Annotated in this window: 21 protein-coding genes; 9 read left to right on the top strand and 12 right to left on the bottom strand. The window is 63.8% G+C overall.

Annotated features, from left to right (window positions below):
• Window positions 1-12 precede the first annotated feature (12 nt).
• Window positions 13-1,563: a hypothetical protein gene (locus tag QHC67_RS10850; RefSeq protein ID WP_319294187.1), complete on the top strand. Its 1,551-nt coding sequence runs from the start codon at window positions 13-15 to the stop codon at window positions 1,561-1,563.
• Between the two features lie 3 nt (window positions 1,564-1,566).
• Here the strand turns inward: QHC67_RS10850 and QHC67_RS10845 are convergent, their stop codons facing one another.
• Window positions 1,567-3,735, bottom strand: coding sequence for a primosomal protein N' (locus QHC67_RS10845; protein WP_319294185.1), 2,169 nt, complete (start codon window positions 3,733-3,735; stop codon window positions 1,567-1,569).
• Window positions 3,736-3,809: 74 nt separating this feature from the next.
• On the opposite strand from QHC67_RS10845, the gene fsa reads away from it, so the two are divergent.
• Window positions 3,810-4,463, top strand: coding sequence for a fructose-6-phosphate aldolase (fsa, locus tag QHC67_RS10840; RefSeq protein WP_319294183.1), 654 nt, complete (start codon window positions 3,810-3,812; stop codon window positions 4,461-4,463).
• A 30-nt stretch (window positions 4,464-4,493) separates the two neighbouring features.
• On the opposite strand, the gene QHC67_RS10835 is transcribed toward fsa, so the two are convergent.
• Window positions 4,494-5,702 (bottom strand): penicillin-binding protein activator, encoded by a 1,209-nt coding sequence (locus QHC67_RS10835; RefSeq protein WP_413818526.1) that lies wholly within the window; start codon window positions 5,700-5,702, stop codon window positions 4,494-4,496.
• A gap of 11 nt (window positions 5,703-5,713) precedes the next feature.
• On the opposite strand from QHC67_RS10835, the gene rsmI reads away from it, so the two are divergent.
• From rsmI to QHC67_RS10815, 4 genes are read left to right on the top strand one after another with little or no spacing between them, the layout of a single operon-like run.
• On the top strand, window positions 5,714-6,574 hold the full coding sequence (rsmI, locus tag QHC67_RS10830) for a 16S rRNA (cytidine(1402)-2'-O)-methyltransferase (RefSeq protein ID WP_319294181.1): 861 nt from the start codon (window positions 5,714-5,716) through the stop codon (window positions 6,572-6,574).
• Window positions 6,571-6,924: a YraN family protein gene (locus QHC67_RS10825; RefSeq protein WP_319294179.1), complete on the top strand. Its 354-nt coding sequence runs from the start codon at window positions 6,571-6,573 to the stop codon at window positions 6,922-6,924. The genes rsmI and QHC67_RS10825 overlap by 4 nt, the downstream gene beginning before the upstream one ends.
• A 39-nt stretch (window positions 6,925-6,963) precedes the next feature.
• A complete protein-coding gene (gshB, locus tag QHC67_RS10820; RefSeq protein WP_319294177.1) occupies window positions 6,964-7,920 on the top strand; it encodes a glutathione synthase in 957 nt (318 codons plus the stop codon).
• A 22-nt stretch (window positions 7,921-7,942) separates the two neighbouring features.
• Window positions 7,943-8,554 carry a DedA family protein gene (locus QHC67_RS10815; protein ID WP_319294175.1) on the top strand — a complete coding sequence of 204 codons (612 nt, stop codon included), beginning with the start codon at window positions 7,943-7,945 and terminating at the stop codon, window positions 8,552-8,554.
• A gap of 3 nt (window positions 8,555-8,557) precedes the next feature.
• On the opposite strand, the gene QHC67_RS10810 is transcribed toward QHC67_RS10815, so the two are convergent.
• Window positions 8,558-9,457: a tyrosine recombinase XerC gene (locus tag QHC67_RS10810; RefSeq protein WP_319294235.1), complete on the bottom strand. Its 900-nt coding sequence runs from the start codon at window positions 9,455-9,457 to the stop codon at window positions 8,558-8,560.
• A 25-nt stretch (window positions 9,458-9,482) separates the two neighbouring features.
• Complete coding sequence (hemW, locus tag QHC67_RS10805) at window positions 9,483-10,664, bottom strand: radical SAM family heme chaperone HemW (protein ID WP_319294173.1); 1,182 nt, start codon at window positions 10,662-10,664, stop codon at window positions 9,483-9,485.
• Between the two features lie 14 nt (window positions 10,665-10,678).
• Here hemW and QHC67_RS10800 point away from each other — a divergent pair, with 14 nt between their 5' ends.
• Window positions 10,679-11,263, top strand: coding sequence for a CAP domain-containing protein (locus QHC67_RS10800; RefSeq protein ID WP_319294171.1), 585 nt, complete (start codon window positions 10,679-10,681; stop codon window positions 11,261-11,263).
• 10 nt (window positions 11,264-11,273) lie between these two features.
• Here the strand turns inward: QHC67_RS10800 and QHC67_RS10795 are convergent, their stop codons facing one another.
• From QHC67_RS10795 to QHC67_RS10770, 6 genes are all read right to left on the bottom strand, one after another.
• The gene (locus QHC67_RS10795) at window positions 11,274-11,555 is read right to left on the bottom strand and encodes a DUF2218 domain-containing protein (RefSeq protein WP_319294169.1); all 282 of its coding nucleotides are present in this window, start codon (window positions 11,553-11,555) and stop codon (window positions 11,274-11,276) included.
• Window positions 11,555-12,184: a PadR family transcriptional regulator gene (locus QHC67_RS10790; protein ID WP_319294167.1), complete on the bottom strand. Its 630-nt coding sequence runs from the start codon at window positions 12,182-12,184 to the stop codon at window positions 11,555-11,557. The genes QHC67_RS10795 and QHC67_RS10790 overlap by 1 nt, the downstream gene beginning before the upstream one ends.
• A 180-nt stretch (window positions 12,185-12,364) precedes the next feature.
• The gene (gene grpE / locus QHC67_RS10785; RefSeq protein WP_319294233.1) at window positions 12,365-12,889 is read right to left on the bottom strand and encodes a nucleotide exchange factor GrpE; all 525 of its coding nucleotides are present in this window, start codon (window positions 12,887-12,889) and stop codon (window positions 12,365-12,367) included.
• An 11-nt stretch (window positions 12,890-12,900) separates the two neighbouring features.
• Complete coding sequence (hrcA, locus tag QHC67_RS10780) at window positions 12,901-13,944, bottom strand: heat-inducible transcriptional repressor HrcA (RefSeq protein ID WP_319294165.1); 1,044 nt, start codon at window positions 13,942-13,944, stop codon at window positions 12,901-12,903.
• A gap of 31 nt (window positions 13,945-13,975) precedes the next feature.
• A complete protein-coding gene (locus tag QHC67_RS10775; RefSeq protein WP_319294163.1) occupies window positions 13,976-14,188 on the bottom strand; it encodes a hypothetical protein in 213 nt (70 codons plus the stop codon).
• Window positions 14,185-14,700 carry a DUF6438 domain-containing protein gene (locus QHC67_RS10770; protein WP_319294162.1) on the bottom strand — a complete coding sequence of 172 codons (516 nt, stop codon included), beginning with the start codon at window positions 14,698-14,700 and terminating at the stop codon, window positions 14,185-14,187. Before QHC67_RS10770 ends, QHC67_RS10775 begins: the two co-directional genes overlap by 4 nt.
• 133 nt (window positions 14,701-14,833) lie before the next feature.
• Between QHC67_RS10770 and rph the strand changes: the two genes are divergently transcribed.
• Window positions 14,834-15,562 (top strand): ribonuclease PH, encoded by a 729-nt coding sequence (gene rph, locus QHC67_RS10765; protein WP_319294161.1) that lies wholly within the window; start codon window positions 14,834-14,836, stop codon window positions 15,560-15,562.
• Window positions 15,559-16,200: an RdgB/HAM1 family non-canonical purine NTP pyrophosphatase gene (rdgB, locus tag QHC67_RS10760; RefSeq protein ID WP_413818525.1), complete on the top strand. Its 642-nt coding sequence runs from the start codon at window positions 15,559-15,561 to the stop codon at window positions 16,198-16,200. Before rph ends, rdgB begins: the two co-directional genes overlap by 4 nt.
• Before the next feature lie 198 nt (window positions 16,201-16,398).
• On the opposite strand, the gene QHC67_RS10755 is transcribed toward rdgB, so the two are convergent.
• Together QHC67_RS10755 and QHC67_RS10750 are read right to left on the bottom strand one after the other, a co-directional pair.
• Entirely contained in the window at window positions 16,399-16,899 is a 501-nt protein-coding gene (locus QHC67_RS10755) for a DUF3617 domain-containing protein (RefSeq protein WP_319294159.1), read from the bottom strand.
• Window positions 16,900-17,053: 154 nt separating this feature from the next.
• On the bottom strand, window positions 17,054-17,818 hold the full coding sequence (locus QHC67_RS10750; RefSeq protein ID WP_319294157.1) for a class II aldolase/adducin family protein: 765 nt from the start codon (window positions 17,816-17,818) through the stop codon (window positions 17,054-17,056).
• Window positions 17,819-18,020 lie beyond the last annotated feature (202 nt).

Here is an 18,020-nt window from a genome sequence, read left to right as displayed (position 1 = left end):
CGGGGGTTGAGCATGAAGGTGATTCGGATCGGGGCGATGTTCTTGGCTGCCCTGCTTTACATGGGCGCGAGCGGAGAGGCGCGAGCGGCGTGGAGCCAGGGCCGCACACGCCATTTCATCGTCTACAGCCAAGGCTCGGCCAAGGAGCTTACAGGCTTCGCCGAGAAGCTGGAGAAGTTCGACTTTCTTTTGCGGAAGATGACGAATACGCCGGATACGGAGCCGGGCAGCCCGGTCATCGTCTTCATGGTGCCCAGCAGCAACGTTGTCGAGAAGCTGGCAGGCCGCAAGAATGTCGCAGGATTCTATGATGGTTCCCGCCGGAACGGCTACGCTGTCGTCGCGCGTGAGCGCAAGAACGGCCAGTTCGACTTGGGCGCCGAGGAAATCCTTTTCCACGAATATGCCCACCACTTCATGCTTCACTATTTCCCGGCGGCCTATCCCGCCTGGTATATCGAAGGGTTTGCCGAATATTATTCCGTCGTGAAGTTTCCTGAAGACCAGTCGATCGAGTTCGGGCTCGCGCCACTCTATCGCGCTTATGGACTGGTGCTGATGAAGCCACTTCCGTTGGCGCAGCTGTTTTCCGGAAAAACGGAGAAGATGAGCCCGCCGGACATGGATCGCTTCTATGGCACGGCCTGGCTGCTGACGCATTACTTCCGGTACACTTCGGCCCGCGGTGCTGAGTTCGACAAATATCTGAGCGACATGGTGAACGGCACGGCAAAGGATGCCGACACCTATTTCAAAGGCGGCCTGAAGACGCTGGACGCGGAACTTCGCAGATATCTGGAAAAGCGCAAATTGAGTGCAAACCGCCTGTCGCCGCAGGAGATGCCCAAGATTTCCGTGCAAGTCTTCGCTGTGGAAGCGGGGCAGGCTGCGCTGATGACGTACGAAATTCGTCGCCTGCAGGCGGTGGAGGAAGACCGCGGCGACAAGGCGAAGAAAGCGGCATTTCTCGCAGAAGTACGTCCGATAGCTGCTAAATTCCCGCAAAGCGCTTATGCGCAGGCATTTCTTGCCGAAGCGGAACTGGCCGCTGGACTGGATGATGCAGCGCTTGCCGACGCGGATCGCGCCATTGGCCTGGACCCCAAATATGCGCCTGCCTACGCCACGAAGGCAGATGTGCTTCTGGAAAAGGCGCGGGAAAAGGACGATCCCGGCATTCGGAAAGCTGCGCTGGCCGCCATCATCAAGGGCAATCGGCTGGATACCGAGGATGCGGCGCCGCTCGTCCAATTCTATCGCTATCACAAGATGTTCGGGTCGGAAGTGCCCGCCACGGCCTATCATGGCCTTGAAAAGGCCTTCGCTCTTGTGCCCCAATATGACGAATATCGCTTCATGCTGTCCTCTTCTTACGCCGACCGGAAGCAATATCGCATTGCGGCGCGCTTGCTCGACCCTATCGCCTTTTCTCCGCATGACAGCCCGCACAAGGCTTATGCACTGAAACTGCAGGACGCATTGATGAAGGTGGAATCCAGTGGAGGAACGTTGGACATGATGGATTTGGAAGCACCGTCGGTTGAACTGCCCGTCGGAAAATGATCTCTACATGAAGCTGTAGGGGTCGATGTCCACGGCAACGCGCGTGCCGGATTTCCAGACGACGTTGCCCAGCCATTCGCGGATCGCCGCCTGCACGTCGAGCTGCCGGGTGGCGTGGACCAACAGGCGATGGCGGTGACGTCCGCGCAACACTGCGAGCGGCGCGGGGGCGGGGCCGTAGACGCGCATACCCTCAATATCGGGCGCGCTCTTGCCGATCAGGCGGGCAACCGTGGCCGCCTCGGCGGGATCGTCGCTCGACACTATGATGGCGGCGAAGCGGCCGAAGGGCGGAGCGTGGGCGTGCCGACGGCTGGCGGTTTCCGTTGCATAGAAGGCTTCGGTGTCGCCGCTGATCAGCGCCTTGATAACGGGTGCGTCGGGCATGCGCGTCTGGATGTAGACCTGACCCGGCTTTGCGCCACGGCCCGCGCGGCCGGAGACCTGCACGATCTGTTGGAACGTGCGTTCGGAAGCGCGCAGGTCTCCGCCTTCTAACCCGAGATCCGCGTCGATCACGCCGACGAGGGTGAGGTTCGGGAAATGGTAGCCCTTGGTGACAAGCTGCGTGCCGATGATGATGTCGACCGCGCCACCCTCGACGCTTTTCACGAAGTCCGCGGCCTTTGCGGGCGACCAGAGGGTGTCGGACGTGGCGATGGCGGTGCGCGCCTCCGGCCATAGCGCAGTCACTTCGTCGGCGATGCGTTCGACGCCGGGGCCGCAGGGGACCAGCGCGTCCTCCTGCTTGCAGTCGGGGCATGCCTTGGGCACGGGAATGACATGGCCGCAATGGTGGCAGGCGAGGCGGCGCGTCAGGCGATGCTCGACCATCCAGGCGGTGCAGTTCGGGCACTGAAAGCGGTAGCCGCAATGACGGCACAAAGTCAGCGGCGCATAACCCCGGCGGTTGAGGAACAACAACGCCTGCTCGCCCTTCTCCAGCACTTCGTCGATCGCCGTGACCAGCATCGGCGCGATCCAGCGGCCCCGCTCGGGTGGGTGCGTGAGGAGGTTGAGGCCGATGATCTCCGGCATCTGCGCACCGCCGTAGCGGGCGGGCAGCTTGATCTCTGTGTAGCGGCCCACCTCGACCTGATGGCGGGTTTCTATGGCGGGCGTGGCGGAGGCGAGGATGACAGGGCATTTCTCCATCAGCCCGCGCATCACGGCCACGTCGCGCGCATGATAATGCACGCCGTCTTCCTGCTTGAAGCTTGTCTCATGCGCTTCGTCGACGACGATCAGGCCAAGCCGCGGATAGGGCAGGAACAGCGAAGATCGCGCGCCGACGACGACCTTCGCCTGTCCCGTCGCAATGGCGCGCCATGCCCGGCGGCGCTCTGACTGGCGAAGGCCACTGTGCCAGGCGACGGGCTCCACCCCGAAGCGTTTGGTGAAGCGACCGAGGAACGGTTCGGTCAGGGCGATTTCCGGCAGCAGGACCAGCACTTGCCGCCCATCGCGCAGCGCACGCGCGACAGCTTCAAAATACACTTCGGTTTTGCCCGACCCCGTCACGCCATCAAGCAGGAAGGGATGGAAGTCGCGCGCTGCCACGGCATCCATCAATTGCCCGGCGGCGGCGGCCTGCTCGTCGCTGAGATCAGGCGGCGCGAAATCCGGGTCGGGTTCAGGAAAAGGCGTGTCGGTGCTGACTTCAACGGGTTCGAGCGCACCCACTTTCACCAAGCCCCGTACCACCGCATCCGATACGCCGCCGATGGTCGCGAGTTCGCGGATCAGCCCCTGCCGCTCACCGATCCGTTCCAGAGCCTGCGCGCGCTGCTCGGTAAGGCGGTCGGGTGCGCTGCCGGTTGCGCGATATTCGATCGTGGTGCGTGTCCCCTCCAGCGCCGAGTGGGACGCGAGCGCCATGCGCAACACCGCTGCGGGCGGCGCGAGATAATAGTCCGCTGTCCATTCGATCAGCCGGCGGAGCGGGGCGGGAAGAGGCGGCGCATCCATCACGCCGAGCAGTGGCCGCAGCCGGTTGTCGCCGACCGGCTCGACATCGGGAAAGCGGTCCTCCTCCCACACCACGCCGACCAGTTGGCGCGGCCCCAGCGGCGCGACGACGATGCTGCCCGGCTCCACGGTCATGCCGTGCGGGACGCGGTAGTCGAGGGGACCCAAAGCGGCATTGAGGATGAGGACGCGAGCGCGAGTCATGATCTGTGCCCTACCCCAGGGAAGTTTGCGCGCCTATAGCGGCGCCATCGAATCACCCAGCCGGAGGGCATCCCATGAAATTCTTCGTCGATACCGCAGACACTGCCGAAATCCGCGATCTGGCCGCCACAGGTCTGCTCGACGGCGTAACCACAAACCCGTCACTGATCCACAAGTCCGGCCGCAAGTTCGTGGAAGTGGTCGAGGAAATCTGCTCCATCGTACCAGGCCCCGTATCCGCCGAAGTCGTCGCGCTCGATCACGAAACGATGATGAAGGAAGCGGCAGTGCTGCGGAAGGTCGCCGACAATGTCTGCATCAAGGTGCCGCTGACGATCGATGGCCTGAAGACATGCAAGGCGCTGTCCGACGATGGCGTGATGGTCAATGTGACGCTCTGCTTCTCGGCCAATCAGGCGCTGCTGGCCGCCAAGGCTGGCGCGGCGTTCATTTCGCCCTTCGTCGGCCGGCATGACGACAATGGCTTTGACGGCATGGCGCTGATCCAGGACATTCGCCTGATCTATGACAATTATGCGTTCGATACCGAAATCCTGGTCGCCAGCGTCCGGCATTCGATCCATGTGCTGGAAAGCGCCAGGATCGGAGCCGACGTGATGACCGCGCCGCCTGCCGTCATCAAGTCGCTGTTCAATCATGTGCTTACCGAGAAGGGGATCGCAGGGTTCATGGCCGATTGGGAAAAGACCGGCCAGTCGATCCTCTAACGTGTTTCCTCCCCGCGAGGGGAGGAAATCCTACTCCTGAAACCCGCCCGGCGCTGCGTCCAACACCGCGAAGCTGCCTGCATTCACCTGATTGATCTCCAGCGCGCGTTCCGCGATCCCGTTGCGGGTGAACCGGAACGCGCCGTCGATGCCGGAGAACCCGCCGCTGTCGGCCAGCCGTCGGGCGGGGAAGGGCGTTCCGACTTGCCAGTCCCGCGCGATGCGGACCGTCAGAAGTACGGCGTCATACCCCAGCGACGACAGCCGGAACGGCGTGCTGCCGAAGCGAGTGCGATATCGGGTGGCAAGCTGGCGATAGAGGCCGTCCGATACGCTGGCGAACCAGGCGCCGCGCAAGGCCGGCGTCCCGACAATCGTGCTTTCCGTGTTCCATAACTCTGTGCCCAGCACCTGCGCCTTTGAGCCCCGCACGCTCTTGCGCAGGATCGGCGCTGCCTGAATGGCTACGCGGCCGCCATCGGCGATCAGCACCGCGTCATAGGGCGAACTCGCGTCCAGCTTTCTGACGGCAGCGGTGATCGAACCGGGCGAGCGGTCGAAGGGTTGCATCGACACCACCGTACCGCCAGCGCCTTCCACTGCCCGCAGCAGCGACGTGCCCGCACGCTCGCCATAGGTTCCGCGCGGCACCAGTGCGGCAAAGCTGTTCAGCCCCTTCGAGCGCGCAAAGGTCACGACTCGCTCGATGGATTGCGCGGGGGCATAGCCCATCGAATAGACGCCATTGCCCGCAATGCTGCTGTCATTGGAGAAGCTGATGACGGGCACACCCGCCTTCTGGGCGATCGGCCCGACGACGCGCGCATCTTCAGCCATCAACGGGCCAAGAATCAGGCGATTGCCTTCCGAGAGGGCGCGACTCACGGCAGCAGCAGCGCCGAGATTCGTGTCGTAGGTCGTGATCCGAACCTTTTCGGTCTTCGTGTCCAGCAGGGCAAGCGTCGTCGCATTGGCAATAGACTGGCCGACGCCTGCATTTGCACCGCTCATCGGCACGAGCAAAGCAACGCGATGCCGCTGTGTATCGGTCGGCAGGCCCGGTTCGACCGGACGGTCGGCGGGTTGCTCGGTGGTAGCGGGGCCGGTCGGCTGCTCGCCGCGCGGTACGATGGTCTGGCAGCCTGCCACCATCAAAGCGCAAGCCGCGAACAGAATTCTCGCGCTGCGTTTCACGACCGGCAATATGCCTGCTTGCGGTTCGGCATCCGTCTCTGTCATCTGGCGTCCTTATGGAAACTGCTTTTGAATCTGATCGAGAAGACTCTCGTTTGGCGCCCGGCCTTTATATCGTCGCGGGGCCTATCGGCAACCTCGGCGACCTGACGCCGCGCGCGGCGGAGATATTGCGCAAGGCGGATGTAGTTGCGGTGGAGGACACGCGCGTCAGTGCAAAGCTGCTGCGCGCGGCGGGTTCGGACCGGCCGATGGTGCCCTATCACGACCATAGCAACGACAGTCTGCGGCTGCGGCTGATCGAGCGTATGGCCGGGGAGGCGATTGCGTTGTTGTCGGACGCGGGGACGCCGCTGATATCCGATCCGGGCTATAAGCTGGTGCGCGATGCGCGTGCGGCGGAGCGTTACATCACAAGCCTGCCGGGGCCAAGTGCGGCCATCGCGGCGCTGACGCTGAGCGGACTTCCGACGGATCGCTTCCTGTTCATGGGCTTCCTGTCGTCCAAGGCGAAGGCGCGAGGCGACACGCTGGCGGAAGTTGCTGCGTTGCGCGCCACGTTGATCTTCTACGAAAGCGGGCCGCGTCTTTCGGCCAGCCTCGCCGCCATGGCCGAAGGGCTGGGTGATCGGGATGCGGCAGTTGTGCGGGAAATCAGCAAGACGTTCGAGGAGACGGTGACAGGCACCCTGTCGGAACTGTCCGCCCGCTATGCCGATGCACCGCCGCGCGGCGAGATCGTGGTGATCGTCGGCCCGCCCGGTGAAGCGCCCGCCGCTACGCAGGATGATGCCGATGCGGCGCTGCTGGAAGCCATGACGCGGCTGCCGGTGTCGAAGGCTGCGGGGGAGGTAGCCAAGGCGCTGGGTCTCGACCGCCGCGAACTCTATGCCCGCGCCATGGTGCTGAAGGGGTGAAGAAACAGGCGGCGGAAAAGCGCGGGCGGCAGGCGGAGCGAATCTGCGGCTGGTGGCTGCGGCTGAAAGGGTGGCAGATACTCGGCCGCCGCGTGCGGACACCGCTGGGCGAAGTCGATCTGGTCGCGCGCAAACCCGGCATCGTGGCTTTCATCGAAGTGAAGGCACGCGGCACCGTTGCGCAACTGGACTTCGCCATCGACGAGCGGCGGCTTTCGCGTGTTGCGGCGGCGGCGGAAATCCTCGGCCCGACATATTGCCAGCCGGGCGACGACATGCGAATCGACGTGATGCTCCTTGCGCCGGGACGAGCGCCGCGCCATTTGACCAACGTCTGGCATGGGGGCTGAGCGAAACCTTCTGCCCGACTGCAAACTCGAAAGGCCGCTATGTCTCTTAACGTCGCCGTGCAGATGGACCCGATGGAATCGATCAAGATCGGCGGGGACTCGACTTTCCACATCATGCTGGCGGCGCAGGCGCGGGGGCACAGGCTCTATCACTATCTCGCGCCCGACCTGACGTTCCGCGAAGGCCGGGTGGTCGCGGAAGCACGCCCGGTGGAAGTCCGCAAGGTCGAGGGCGACCATTTCACTTTCGGCGCTCCTGTGAGGCTCGACCTTGGCCGCGACATCGACGTGGTGCTGATGCGGCAGGACCCGCCGTTCGACTTGTCGTACATCACCGCCACGCATCTGCTGGAGCGCATTCAGGACGAGACGTTGGTGGTCAATGATCCGGCCGCCGTGCGCAACGCTCCGGAAAAGGTGTTCGTGCTCGATTATGCCCGCTTCATGCCGCCGACTATGATCACGCGGAGCCTTGAGGAAACACGAAGTTTCCTTGCCGAACATGGCGAGATCGTGGTGAAGCCGCTCTATGGCAATGCCGGGACGGCGGTGTTCCATGTCGGCAAGGCCGGCTCCAATCTTTCGGCGTTGGTGGAACTCTTCAACGCCTCATGGGTCGAGCCCTTTATGGTGCAGGCGTTCATCCCCGGCGTCGCGAGCGGCGACAAGCGCATCGTGCTGGTGGATGGCGAAGTGGCAGGCGCCGTCAACCGCGTGCCCGGTGCAGGCGAAATCCGCTCCAACCTCGCGGTCGGCGGATCGGCCGCCAAGACCGAACTCACGGAGCGGGAGCGGGAAATCTGCGCCGCTATGGGACCGGAACTCAAGAAGCGCGGGCTGCTGTTCGTCGGCATCGACGTGATCGGCGGCGAATGGCTGACGGAAATCAACGTGACTTCCCCGACTGGCATCGTGTCGATAGACGCGTTCAACGGCACTGATACCGGAGGCATGATCTGGGACGCGATCGACGCCCGGCTGGCAGCGCGCGCTTGAGCGCCATCGCGAAGATCCTCCGATGACTGACTGGGTTCTCCATCTGATCGATGCTGGCGGCTATTGGGGCATATGGTTCCTGATGGTGCTGGAGAATGTGTTCCCGCCGATCCCGTCCGAACTCATCATGGGAATTGGCGGCATCCGCGTCGGGCAGGGACGGATGGAAATGGTGCCGCTGTTGCTGGCGGGCACCGCAGGCACGACCATCGGCAATTATTTCTGGTATCTGGTCGGGGCGCGTCTGGGCGTCGAGCGACTGAGACCCTTGGTCGAGCGCCATGGGCGCTGGGCGACGCTGGAATGGTGCGATGTCGAGGCGCTGAATCGGCTGTTTGCGCGCTATGGGCAGGCCATCGTTTTCGTGTTTCGCTTCATGCCAGCCTTGCGCACGATGGTATCGCTGCCCGCCGGATTGTTCCGTATGGGACATGTGCGCTTCCTGCTGTGGACAGGAGCCGGCGCGCTGATCTGGAATGTTATCCTTGCCTATGCAGGCTTTATACTGGGCAGCAATTTCAAGGAGATCGATAAGTATATCGGCCCCGCCGCGACGGCGACGGTGGCGATCGCCGTCATCTTCTATCTCTACCGGCTGATCACCTGGCGGCCCTCCGCTCCCAGGCAAGAATAAGCCTCACGCCCGGGGATGCGCGTTCCGGTAGACGTCCAGCAGATAGGCTGCGTTGACCTCGGTATAGACCTGCGTTGAAGACAGGCTGGCATGGCCGAGTAGTTCCTGCAGCGATCGCAAGTCGGCTCCCCGTCCCAGCAGATGCGTGGCGAAGCTGTGCCGCAGGGCATGCGGTGTGGCGCGCTCCGACAGGCCGAGCCGTCCACGCGCGCCCTGTACCGCGCGGCGGATCAGCGAGGGGGAGAGCGGCCCACCCCGCGTGCCCTTGAACAATGGCTCGCCAGGCATTGCGGGGAAGGGGCACACCGCCAGATAGGCGTCGATCGCGTCGCGCACTTGCGGGAGCAGCGGCACGATCCGCGTTTTGTTGCGTTTGCCGGTGACGCGCAGGGTCTCCTGTAGCGGCAGCACGTCGCCCGTCAGCGCCATCGCTTCGCCGATGCGCAGGCCAGCGCCGTAGAGCAGCAGCAGCACCGCCCAGTCTCGCGCGCCGATCCAGCCGTCTCGGGCGCTTTCCGCGATATCCTGTGCCAGAGCGATCACGTCGTCGGGTGCTACGGGGCGAGGCACACCCCGCTTGACGCGCGGGCCTTTGATGGAGGGCACATTGGCCCCTTCACCCCCTACGAACCGCAGGAAACCGCGGATCGCGGAGAGTTCGCGGGCGGTGGACAGATTGCCTATGTCATCCGCCATGCGCCGTTCGCTTAGAAAGCTTCGGATATCGGCAGTCGTCAGGCGGACAAGATCATTGCGGCTGACGCTGCCGCCCTGATGCCCCTGAAGGAAGCCCACCAGCCGTTCGGCAGTGGCCACATAGGCGCGCACGGTATGGATCGAGCGCCGCCGATCCTGCGCCAGATAGTTGCGCCAGTCTTCGATCAGGGATTGCGCCGCGGCCATAGCGGCACCGTAGAATGGCGAAGGGTCAGAGCGCAACGACTTGCGGCAGGATCGCATCGAGCAACAGCATTCCGGCAGGCAATACGCGGAGATGCGGGCCTTCCGCCTGAACGAAGCCGAGAGCAGACAAGCGGGCGATAGCCTCGCCATCCACCAGTGCTTCCCGCGCCATGCCGGAACTTGCCGCAATGTGGTCGAGGTCGACGCCTTCGCGCAGGCGCAAGCCCATCAACAGGGCCTCGGTGGCCAGATCCTGCGGCGAGAGGCTGTCCTCGCTCTTCAGTCCATGGCCGTTCCGGTCCACCGCTGCCATCCAGTTCTCCGGCTTCCTGTGCCGCTGCGTCGCACATCCGCCCCGGCGTCCATGCGCGCCCGGCCCGATGCCAGCATAATCGCCATAGCGCCAATAAGTGAGATTGTGGCGACTCTCCTGTCCCGGCCGCGCATGATTGCTGATCTCATAGGCTGGCATTCCGGCAGCCTCCGTCATCGCCTGAGTCAGTTCGTAGAGCGTCGCGCCGTGATCAGGATCGGCAGGCGTGAATTCGCTGCGCCGTACCATGCTCTCGAAGCGCGTGCCCGGCTCGATGGTGAGTTGGTAGAGCGACAGGTGATCCGTGCCGAACGAGAGAGCGCGGGAGAGTTCGGCCTGCCAGTCCGCCTCGCTCTGATCGGGTCGGGCGTAGATCAGGTCGAAGGTCACGCGGTCGAACACATGCTGCGCGGTGTCCAGCGCCGCCAGACCTTCGCGAACGTCATGCGCTCGCCCGAGGAAGCGCAGCGCCGCGTCATCCAGTGCCTGAAGTCCCAGCGACACGCGATTCACTCCCGCCGCCGCCAAGTCCGCAAAGCGGGCGGCCTCGACGGAACTGGGATTGGCCTCCAACGTGATCTCGATGTCCGGCGCGAATCCCCAGTGCCGCTCCGCCGCCGCGATCAGGGAGGCGGCGATCCGGGGCGGCATCAGCGAAGGCGTGCCGCCGCCGAAGAAGATCGAGCCGAGCTTCCGCCCGGGCGTCAGCGCCGCTTCATGCGCCATGTCGGCCAGCAACGCCGCCTGCCACGCATCGGCATCTATGCTCTCCCGAACATGGCTGTTGAAGTCGCAATAGGGGCACTTTGACACGCAAAAAGGCCAATGAATATAAAGGGCCAGCGCGCCGGTTAGGGATGCGTTCAGGGATAAGGGAGCAGGATGCGCGGACATGATGCGGGGTGTGTATGCGGATTTTGAGGTGGTGGCTACTTTGCGTTGCGGCGCTGCCGGGCGCTTCGCTGGCGCAGACGGAGCGGCAGTCCAACGTTCGCTCGGAGTGGGAGGAGCCTTATGAGGTGCGGCCCCGCGGCGATGCGTTGCTGCGCCGGATCGTGCTGCGCGTCCACAACGAAGCGCGGGAAGACATCGAGGTCGCGCCGGTAGAGTGGGACCCGGCGCTCGCTGCGCAGGCAATGACCTACGCACAGGTGCTGGCCCGGACCCGCCGCTTCGAGCACAGCGGCAAGGCCTATCGCCCCACGCCGCAGGGCGAGAACCTGTGGATGGGGACGCGCGGCGCTTTCACTTATGCGGAGATGGCGGCGACATGGGAGAATGAGCGCCGCTACTATCGCCATCGCCCGGTCCCGGACTTCAGCACGACCGGGGACTGGCGGGACGTCGGACATTATACGCAGATGGTGTGGCAGGCGACCACGACCATCGGCTGTGCCGTCGCGTCCAATGAACGCGACGACTATCTGGTGTGCCGCTATGCTCCGCCCGGCAACATTTATGGCCGCAACATCTACGGTGAGGCCAAGAAGTAGGGCGGGCAGCCTATTTCCAGTCGAAGGGCAGGGGCGCTTCGCGGAAGGCGAAGCGGTCGAGATGGTTCGCCACCACGCTCTTCATCCGTTCCACTGTTTCGGCGTCCTTGGCTTCGACAGTGACGAGCAGCGCCTCGGGCTCAGCTTCCATGATGGCGACGGCGTTGGGGAACGTGACGGTGCCCTTCTGCGCGTCGAATTCGACTGCCAGCTTGTGGCTCCAGTGCTTGCAGAGCTGCTGGAGATATTTGCTGCCGCTGGTGGTGGGTACGGTTGCTGTAGCCTGCGCCATTATTTCAGCCTTTCGATCTTGCCCGCTGCCTCATCGAGGAGAGCGGCTACATTCAATACGGTTTCGGCGTCGGCATTGTCGCCGCTCAGCCTGTTATGGAGCGCCATCTTCAGATTATCCATCGCTCGCCGGATCGGCGCGCCATCGGTGCGCTCGGCCCGCTTGGCTAGGATATCGAGACGGCCCAGGGCTTCGACAACCTCGTTGCGGTTCTCTTCGAGATACGCGGAGCCTGCGGGCGTGATGCCGAACAGCTTGCGGCTGCCTTCGCCCGGTTGCTCGGCGACCAGTTCCATGTCTGCGAGCATCGTCAACATCGGATAGATGACGCCGGGGCTCGGAGCATAAGCGCCGCCAGAGAGCGTCTCGATGGCGCGGATCAGGTCGTAACCATGGCGCGGGCTTTCTGTGATCAGGTTGAGGAGGATGAGCTTAAGTTCGGCCGCATCGAACAGCCGCCGCCGCCCGCGCATCGGCCCGCCGCCGCCCATGGAGTCGCCGCCGAAGCGTCCACCGCCATGCCTGCCGCCTGCATGTCTGCCACCGAAGCGGCCATGATCGCCTTCGTGCGATCCGCAGTGGGGATGGCCGCGATGTCCATAACCAAAGTGTGAAGTTGTATACTGCATCAATGAATCCTTAGGTAGTCGATGCACTCAAGATATATCTCAAAACTGTAGAGTCAAGATATATCGTAGAATGTTTTACCTGTGTGCCGGATAGCAAAAAGGCGGCGAGCCCGAGGACCGCCGCCTTTCGTTAGAGCTTCGTGTTGGAAGCTTCCACTTTTAGCTGTTGGAAGTCTCCACTTATTCCGCAGCTTTCGCCACGCCCACGAAGGCGGGGCGGAGCAGGCGGTCCTTGATCATGTAGCCGGCTTGCATTTCCTGCACGACGGTGCCCGGAGCGGCGTCGGTGGAGGGCAGTTCGATCATCGCCTGATGCTTGTTCGGGTCGAGCGGCTGGCCGACGGCTTCGATCTTCTCGATGCCATTCTTGCGGAACACGCTTTCCAGCTCGCGGCCAGTGGCTTCCAGGCCGACGACAAGGCCCTTCATCTTCTCGTCCTCGCGCAGGTCAGCCGGGATCGCGGCCAGTGCGCGCGTCAGGTTGTCGGCGATAGTCAGCATGTCGCGGGCAAAGCCGGTCGCGGCATAGGCGCGCGTGTCCTGCAACTCCTTCTCCAGCCGGCGGCGGACATTCTGCGTCTCGGCATGAGCGTACAGCACGTCCTGCTTGGCGACGGCGAGTTCCTCTTCGAGAGCGGCAATGCGCTGTTCGTGGGGGGGCAGCGCCTCCTCTTCGGGTGCGATCTCTGCGGTGTTCTCGTTCATTGTCTCTTCGGTCATCTCATCAATCTCGACAGGGTCTGCGCAGTGAAATCCACCATGGGGATCACACGCGCATAGTTCAAGCGGGTGGGGCCGATCACCCCGACCACGCCAACGACGCGGCCATCGCCGGCCCGGTACGGCGCGGCTATGACCGATGAACCGGAAAGGGAAAAGAGCTTGTTTTCCGATCCGATGAATATCTTGGTCGCGCTTCCCGCCAGCGCGCTTTCCAGCAGGCGGGAGATTTCCTGCTTGCCCTCCAGTTCGTCCAGCAGTTGCCGCACGCGTTCCAGATCCGCCGAGGCCGTCTCGTCGATCAGGTTCGCCTGACCGCGCACGATCAGCACGGGGCGGTCGGCATTGTCCTTCGACCAGATGGCGAGGCCACGGTCGATCAGCTCCCGCGCGGCGCTGTCGAGCGCGCGTCGGTCGGCATCCAGTTCCTGCCCGAGCAAGTTCTGCGCCTGCCGAAGAGTCAACCCGCCCAATCTGTGCGACATGTAGTTTGCCGCCTCAGTCAGCATCGAAGGTGTAATGCCGGGCGGCAGATCGACCACCCGGTTCTCGATGGAGCCATCCTGCGCGACGAGGATCGCCAGCGCCTGACTTTCGTTCAGCGCCACGAAGCTGAACTGGCGCAGAATCGGCTCGCGTTTGGGCACCATGACGATCCCAGCGCAAGCGGAGAGGCCGGACAGGGCCAGCGTCGCGGCGGACAGCGCGTTCTCGATCGGACCGCCTTCGCCCACTTGCGCTTCGATGGCGCGGCGTTCCTCCATCGATGGTTCGGCGGCCTGCATCATCCCGTCCACGAAAAGCCGCAGCCCGGTCTCCGTCGGCATTCGCCCCGCAGACGTATGCGGCGCAGCGAGCAGGCCGAGTTCCTCCAGATCCTGCATCACATTGCGGATCGACGCGGGCGACAGGTTCAGCGTCGCAAGGCGCGCGATGGTGCGCGAGGCGACCGGCATCCCGGTGCCGAGATAATTCTCCACCACCAGACGAAACACGTCCCGCGCGCGGTCATTGAGTTCGCTGATGGGAATGGTCGCCATCGCGCTTATGTAGGGGGCAAAGTGATGAGGCTCAATCCCGGCGGCTGAGCCTGACCGAGAAGGTCAGCATGACGATGCCCAGGATCGCCAGCCCCGCGCCGCGCCATGCCCATGGCCGCATGTCGATCATGAAGCTTTCGGCGGGCCACTTGATGAACCCGAGCCCCTGTCCGATCCACAGAAGTCCCATCAACAGGGCAGCCGTGCCGAAGATGCGCAGGATGCGGGGGAGAACGCTTTTCATCGAGTCTTTCCTGTGGTTCCGGGTGCGGGCGTCAGCATCTTCTCGATGCCGAGCAGCTTCGGCACCGTGGCGATGGCAGCCCGCAGGCGCTTGTGTTGCGGGTCATGGCAGCCACCATAAAAGTCCAGTTGTCTCGGCTTCTGCGGCACGCGGGTCCAGACGATCTGATAACTCGACATGTCGGTGGCGGCGATCTTGCAGGAGGGCTCGCCCGGCGCGATCTTCCGCTGGGTGCCGACGGGCGGGCGGAAGGGCGCAAGCGTATCGCGCAGGCGCCGATACTGCGCAGGCGTAACAGTGAAGCGCGTCTCGCCGGGCACGGAGGTATATTTCTCGGGGTAGAGCACGCCCGATCCATCGGGCTCGATGATGACGCTATAGGAAGGGCAGGCGCCAAAGCAGCGGCCCGCGGCAAAGCGGATCGTGTCGGCCTTGGCGGGAGGCGCCGGCTCCGCGGTCGTCGCGCAGCCGCTCAGCGCCGCCAGCAGTCCGGTGATCATCAGTGCCCGCATCGCGTGTCTCCTTCTTGCTCTTGTTCGGCGGCGCCGTTCAACCAGCGCTTAACTTGTTTTTGTCCGCGATGCACTGGCCAGCGGGACGAGGGGACGCTAAGCCGCGCTCCAAAGTTCAAAAGGAGTCATGTTCATGCGCCCATCAGGCCGCACCCCCGATCAGATGCGGACCATCACGATGGAACCCGCCTTCACCATCCATGCCGAGGGATCGTGCCTGATCAGCTTCGGCGACACGCGGGTGCTGTGCACCGCATCGGTGGAGGAGAAGGTGCCCCCGTTCCTGCGCGGCAAGGGCGAGGGCTGGGTGACGGCGGAATATGGCATGCTCCCGCGCGCGACGCACACGCGCGGCAGCCGGGAGGCGGCGAAGGGCAAGCAGTCGGGACGTACCCAGGAAATTCAGCGGCTTATCGGGCGGTCCTTGCGGTCGGTCGTAGACTTGAAGAAGCTGGGCGAGCGGCAGATCACGATCGATTGCGACGTGCTGCAGGCCGATGGCGGCACGCGGACGGCATCGATTTCCGGCGCCTGGGTGGCGCTGCGGATCGCGATTAATGGGTTGATGGCGAAGGGGCTGTTGAAGGAAGACCCGATCCTTCAGAAGGTCGCCGCGATCAGTTGCGGCATTCATCAGGGCACGCCGGTTCTCGACCTGGATTACATCGAGGATTCGAGCGCGGAGGCCGACGCGAACTTCGTACTGACCGGCGACAGCAAGCTGGCCGAAGTGCAGGCGACGGCGGAAGGCGCGACCTTCGACGAAGAAGAATTGCTGCGCTTACTGCGGCTTGCGCGCATAGGTTGCGGCCAGATCTTCACCGCTCAAGACGCGGCCGTTGCCGGGGCAGCCGGCCGGTGAGCGATTTCATCGCCGACGATCCGAACGCCCCACAGGCGATCCGCAAGCTGAAGCCCGGCAAGCTGGTGATCGCCAGCCACAATCCGGGCAAGATCCGCGAGATCCGCGCGCTACTCGCGCCCTATGGGATCGAGCCGGTGTCGGCGGCGGACCTCGACTTGCCCGAGCCGGAAGAGACCGGGACGACCTTCATCGCCAACGCGGAACTGAAGGCGATGCAGGCGGCGGACCTCTCGGGGCTCCCGGCGCTGTCCGACGATAGCGGGCTGTGCGTCGACGCGCTGCTGGGCGAGCCCGGCATATTCTCGGCGCGCTGGGCGGGGCCGGAGAAGGATTTCGGCGCGGCGATGGGAACCGTCTGGCAGAAGCTGGAAGCGACCGGGCCGGATGCGAGCCGCTCGGCGCACTTCGTCTGCGCGCTGGCGCTGGCATGGCCCGACGGGCATGTCGAAGCGTTCGAGGGCCGTGTGGACGGCACGCTCGTATGGCCGCCGCGTGGCAATAACGGTTTCGGTTATGACGCGATGTTCGTGCCGCTGGGCCACGACGTCAGCTTCGGCGAGATGGACCCGGACGCCAAGCACGCCATGAGCCACCGCGCCGACGCCTTCGCCAAGTTCGTGGCGGCGGTGTTTTAGAACTTGGTGCCTTCTCACCTATCCGTTCGTCCTGAGTAGCCATTGAGCGAAGTCGAAATGGCGTATCGAAGGATCAAGCACTGCCCATGATGCTTCGATATAAGCCTTCGCCAAGCTCAGTCTTTACTCAGCACGAACGGGGATGGAATAGCCTGAGGTCAATCATTCACTCAGGGCGAACGGGTTGAGGGGACGCGCTTATCTCGCCTTGCACTCCCCCGTGCGCTTGGCCGTCAGGTCATGCGTGGTGCGCAGGACGGCGTTGCCACCCTCCATCTTGGTCATGCTGACGCCCAGGGTCATGCTGTCGGCCTTGTAATTGCCCTCCAGCACCAGCTCCGAAGTGCCCTTCCCAGCCTTGCACGTCAGGTTCGCGATGAAGCGGCCCTTGCGGATGCTTGGCTCCTTATAAGTGCATTCTTCGCCTTCCGCCCCGGCCAGAGCATTTGGGTCGGGCTGTCCCTTCGCGTCGACGGTCAGGCAGACTTCGGCGGTGCTCTTGGTGCCGACCATCCGGGCGTAATCCTCGGCCGTGATGTCGGGCGTATTGTAGCCGGTGATCGTCCGGTCCATCGTCCACTGTCCCGCCTTCAGCAGGATCGGCGCATCCTCGACTGGCGCAGGCGCTTCCGCCGCTTCGCACCCCGTCAAAATCAAAACCGCGCCAGTGATTGCCGCCGCCGTCCAATATCCTCGCATCCTATTTTCCCCCTATTTTGGCTGGTGAATGGGATGCTCTACCTCCTCGTCGCCTAGTGCAAGCGCGAATTGCAGGACCAGAACTTTGCGGCATTCCTCAACTGTCGCGATTAAAGCGCTGTCATTGCGGTTGTTTCCTGACGGCTCACTGCGGCTAGTCCTTCCAGTCGGTCTCGTCCCGCTCCAGCATCCGCACCATCGCGGCGAAGTCCGCAGCGCCCTCGCCGCCGGGAAGCTGCACCCCCGCCATGTCGCGCTGATGCACGGCGATCACCTCGTCCGGGATCAGCGCAGGCGTGCCAGCCGCGCCGGTCGCAACCTGAATCTCGCAGGCGCGCTGGAGCGCCCAGTGGCGGAAGAAGGCGGAGGGCAGCGTCTCGCCCATCACGAGCGTCCCGTGGTTGCGCAGCATCATGACGCGCTTGTCGCCCAGGCTCTCGATCAGCCGAACGCCCTCGTCGGCGCGTAGCGTGATCCCCTCGAAGCCGTGATAGGCGATCTGGCCATGAAAGGCGGCGGCGTAGAAATTGGTCGGCAACAGCCCCTCTCGCGTCGCCGACACGGCCATTCCGGCAGTGGTGTGCGTATGAATGATGCAATGCGCATCGGGGATATAGCGGTGGAAGACGCTGTGCTGCGTGAAGCCCGCCTTGTTCACAGGGTAGGGGCTGCCGTCCAGAACATTACCGTCGATGTCGATCTTGACGAGGTTGGAGGCGCGAACCTCCCGGTAATGCAGACCGAAGGGATTGATGAGGAAGGCATGATCCTCCCCCGGCACGCGCAGGGTGATGTGATTGTAGATCAGCTCGTCCCAGCCCTGCCGCGCGAAGATCCGGTAGCAGGCGGCGAGTTGCTGACGGGCGATCCTCTCGGCTGGCGACATAGTTTTTCCAAGCGACGGGGCGTCCGTGGCCATGGCACCTCTCCTTATTGACATTGCTGTCGGTAAACCACAAACTGCCGCCCTCTGTCGAGGTGCGGGGCACCGGTCGCGACGGGAATTGCCGCTTTTCGGGCGAGCCTGTGCCGTGAGGGGTTGAAATCTCGCGACTCTGCTGGTAACGCGCCTGCCACACGGCGCAGACCCGCTCTGCGCCGACCCCTTATTATTGCTTACG

This window comes from Sphingobium sp. (genome assembly GCF_033795625.1).
Lineage (GTDB): Bacteria > Pseudomonadota > Alphaproteobacteria > Sphingomonadales > Sphingomonadaceae > Sphingobium.
Note: the sequence above shows the minus strand (reverse complement) of the source record. Positions and strands in the feature narration are given on the sequence as shown.

Excerpts from the sequence above, each read along its gene's own strand:
- QHC67_RS10775 (WP_319294163.1), bottom strand. The coding sequence starts at position 14,188 with ATGAAAAGCGTTCTCCCCCGCATCCTGCGCATCTTCGGCACGGCTGCC.
- QHC67_RS10800 (WP_319294171.1), top strand. The coding sequence starts at position 10,679 with ATGCGGATTTTGAGGTGGTGGCTACTTTGCGTTGCGGCGCTGCCGGGC.
- grpE (WP_319294233.1), bottom strand. The coding sequence starts at position 12,889 with ATGAACGAGAACACCGCAGAGATCGCACCCGAAGAGGAGGCGCTGCCC.
- QHC67_RS10795 (WP_319294169.1), bottom strand. The coding sequence starts at position 11,555 with ATGGCGCAGGCTACAGCAACCGTACCCACCACCAGCGGCAGCAAATAT.
- QHC67_RS10755 (WP_319294159.1), bottom strand. The coding sequence starts at position 16,899 with ATGCGAGGATATTGGACGGCGGCGGCAATCACTGGCGCGGTTTTGATT.
- rsmI (WP_319294181.1), top strand. The coding sequence starts at position 5,714 with ATGGAAACTGCTTTTGAATCTGATCGAGAAGACTCTCGTTTGGCGCCC.
- hemW (WP_319294173.1), bottom strand. The coding sequence starts at position 10,664 with ATGTCCGCGCATCCTGCTCCCTTATCCCTGAACGCATCCCTAACCGGC.
- rph (WP_319294161.1), top strand. The coding sequence starts at position 14,834 with ATGCGCCCATCAGGCCGCACCCCCGATCAGATGCGGACCATCACGATG.
- QHC67_RS10770 (WP_319294162.1), bottom strand. The coding sequence starts at position 14,700 with ATGCGGGCACTGATGATCACCGGACTGCTGGCGGCGCTGAGCGGCTGC.
- QHC67_RS10850 (WP_319294187.1), top strand. The coding sequence starts at position 13 with ATGAAGGTGATTCGGATCGGGGCGATGTTCTTGGCTGCCCTGCTTTAC.
- gshB (WP_319294177.1), top strand. The coding sequence starts at position 6,964 with ATGTCTCTTAACGTCGCCGTGCAGATGGACCCGATGGAATCGATCAAG.
- QHC67_RS10810 (WP_319294235.1), bottom strand. The coding sequence starts at position 9,457 with ATGGCCGCGGCGCAATCCCTGATCGAAGACTGGCGCAACTATCTGGCG.
- QHC67_RS10835 (WP_413818526.1), bottom strand. The coding sequence starts at position 5,702 with ATGACAGAGACGGATGCCGAACCGCAAGCAGGCATATTGCCGGTCGTG.
- QHC67_RS10790 (WP_319294167.1), bottom strand. The coding sequence starts at position 12,184 with ATGCAGTATACAACTTCACACTTTGGTTATGGACATCGCGGCCATCCC.
- QHC67_RS10750 (WP_319294157.1), bottom strand. The coding sequence starts at position 17,818 with ATGGCCACGGACGCCCCGTCGCTTGGAAAAACTATGTCGCCAGCCGAG.
- QHC67_RS10845 (WP_319294185.1), bottom strand. The coding sequence starts at position 3,735 with ATGACTCGCGCTCGCGTCCTCATCCTCAATGCCGCTTTGGGTCCCCTC.
- fsa (WP_319294183.1), top strand. The coding sequence starts at position 3,810 with ATGAAATTCTTCGTCGATACCGCAGACACTGCCGAAATCCGCGATCTG.
- QHC67_RS10815 (WP_319294175.1), top strand. The coding sequence starts at position 7,943 with ATGACTGACTGGGTTCTCCATCTGATCGATGCTGGCGGCTATTGGGGC.
- hrcA (WP_319294165.1), bottom strand. The coding sequence starts at position 13,944 with ATGGCGACCATTCCCATCAGCGAACTCAATGACCGCGCGCGGGACGTG.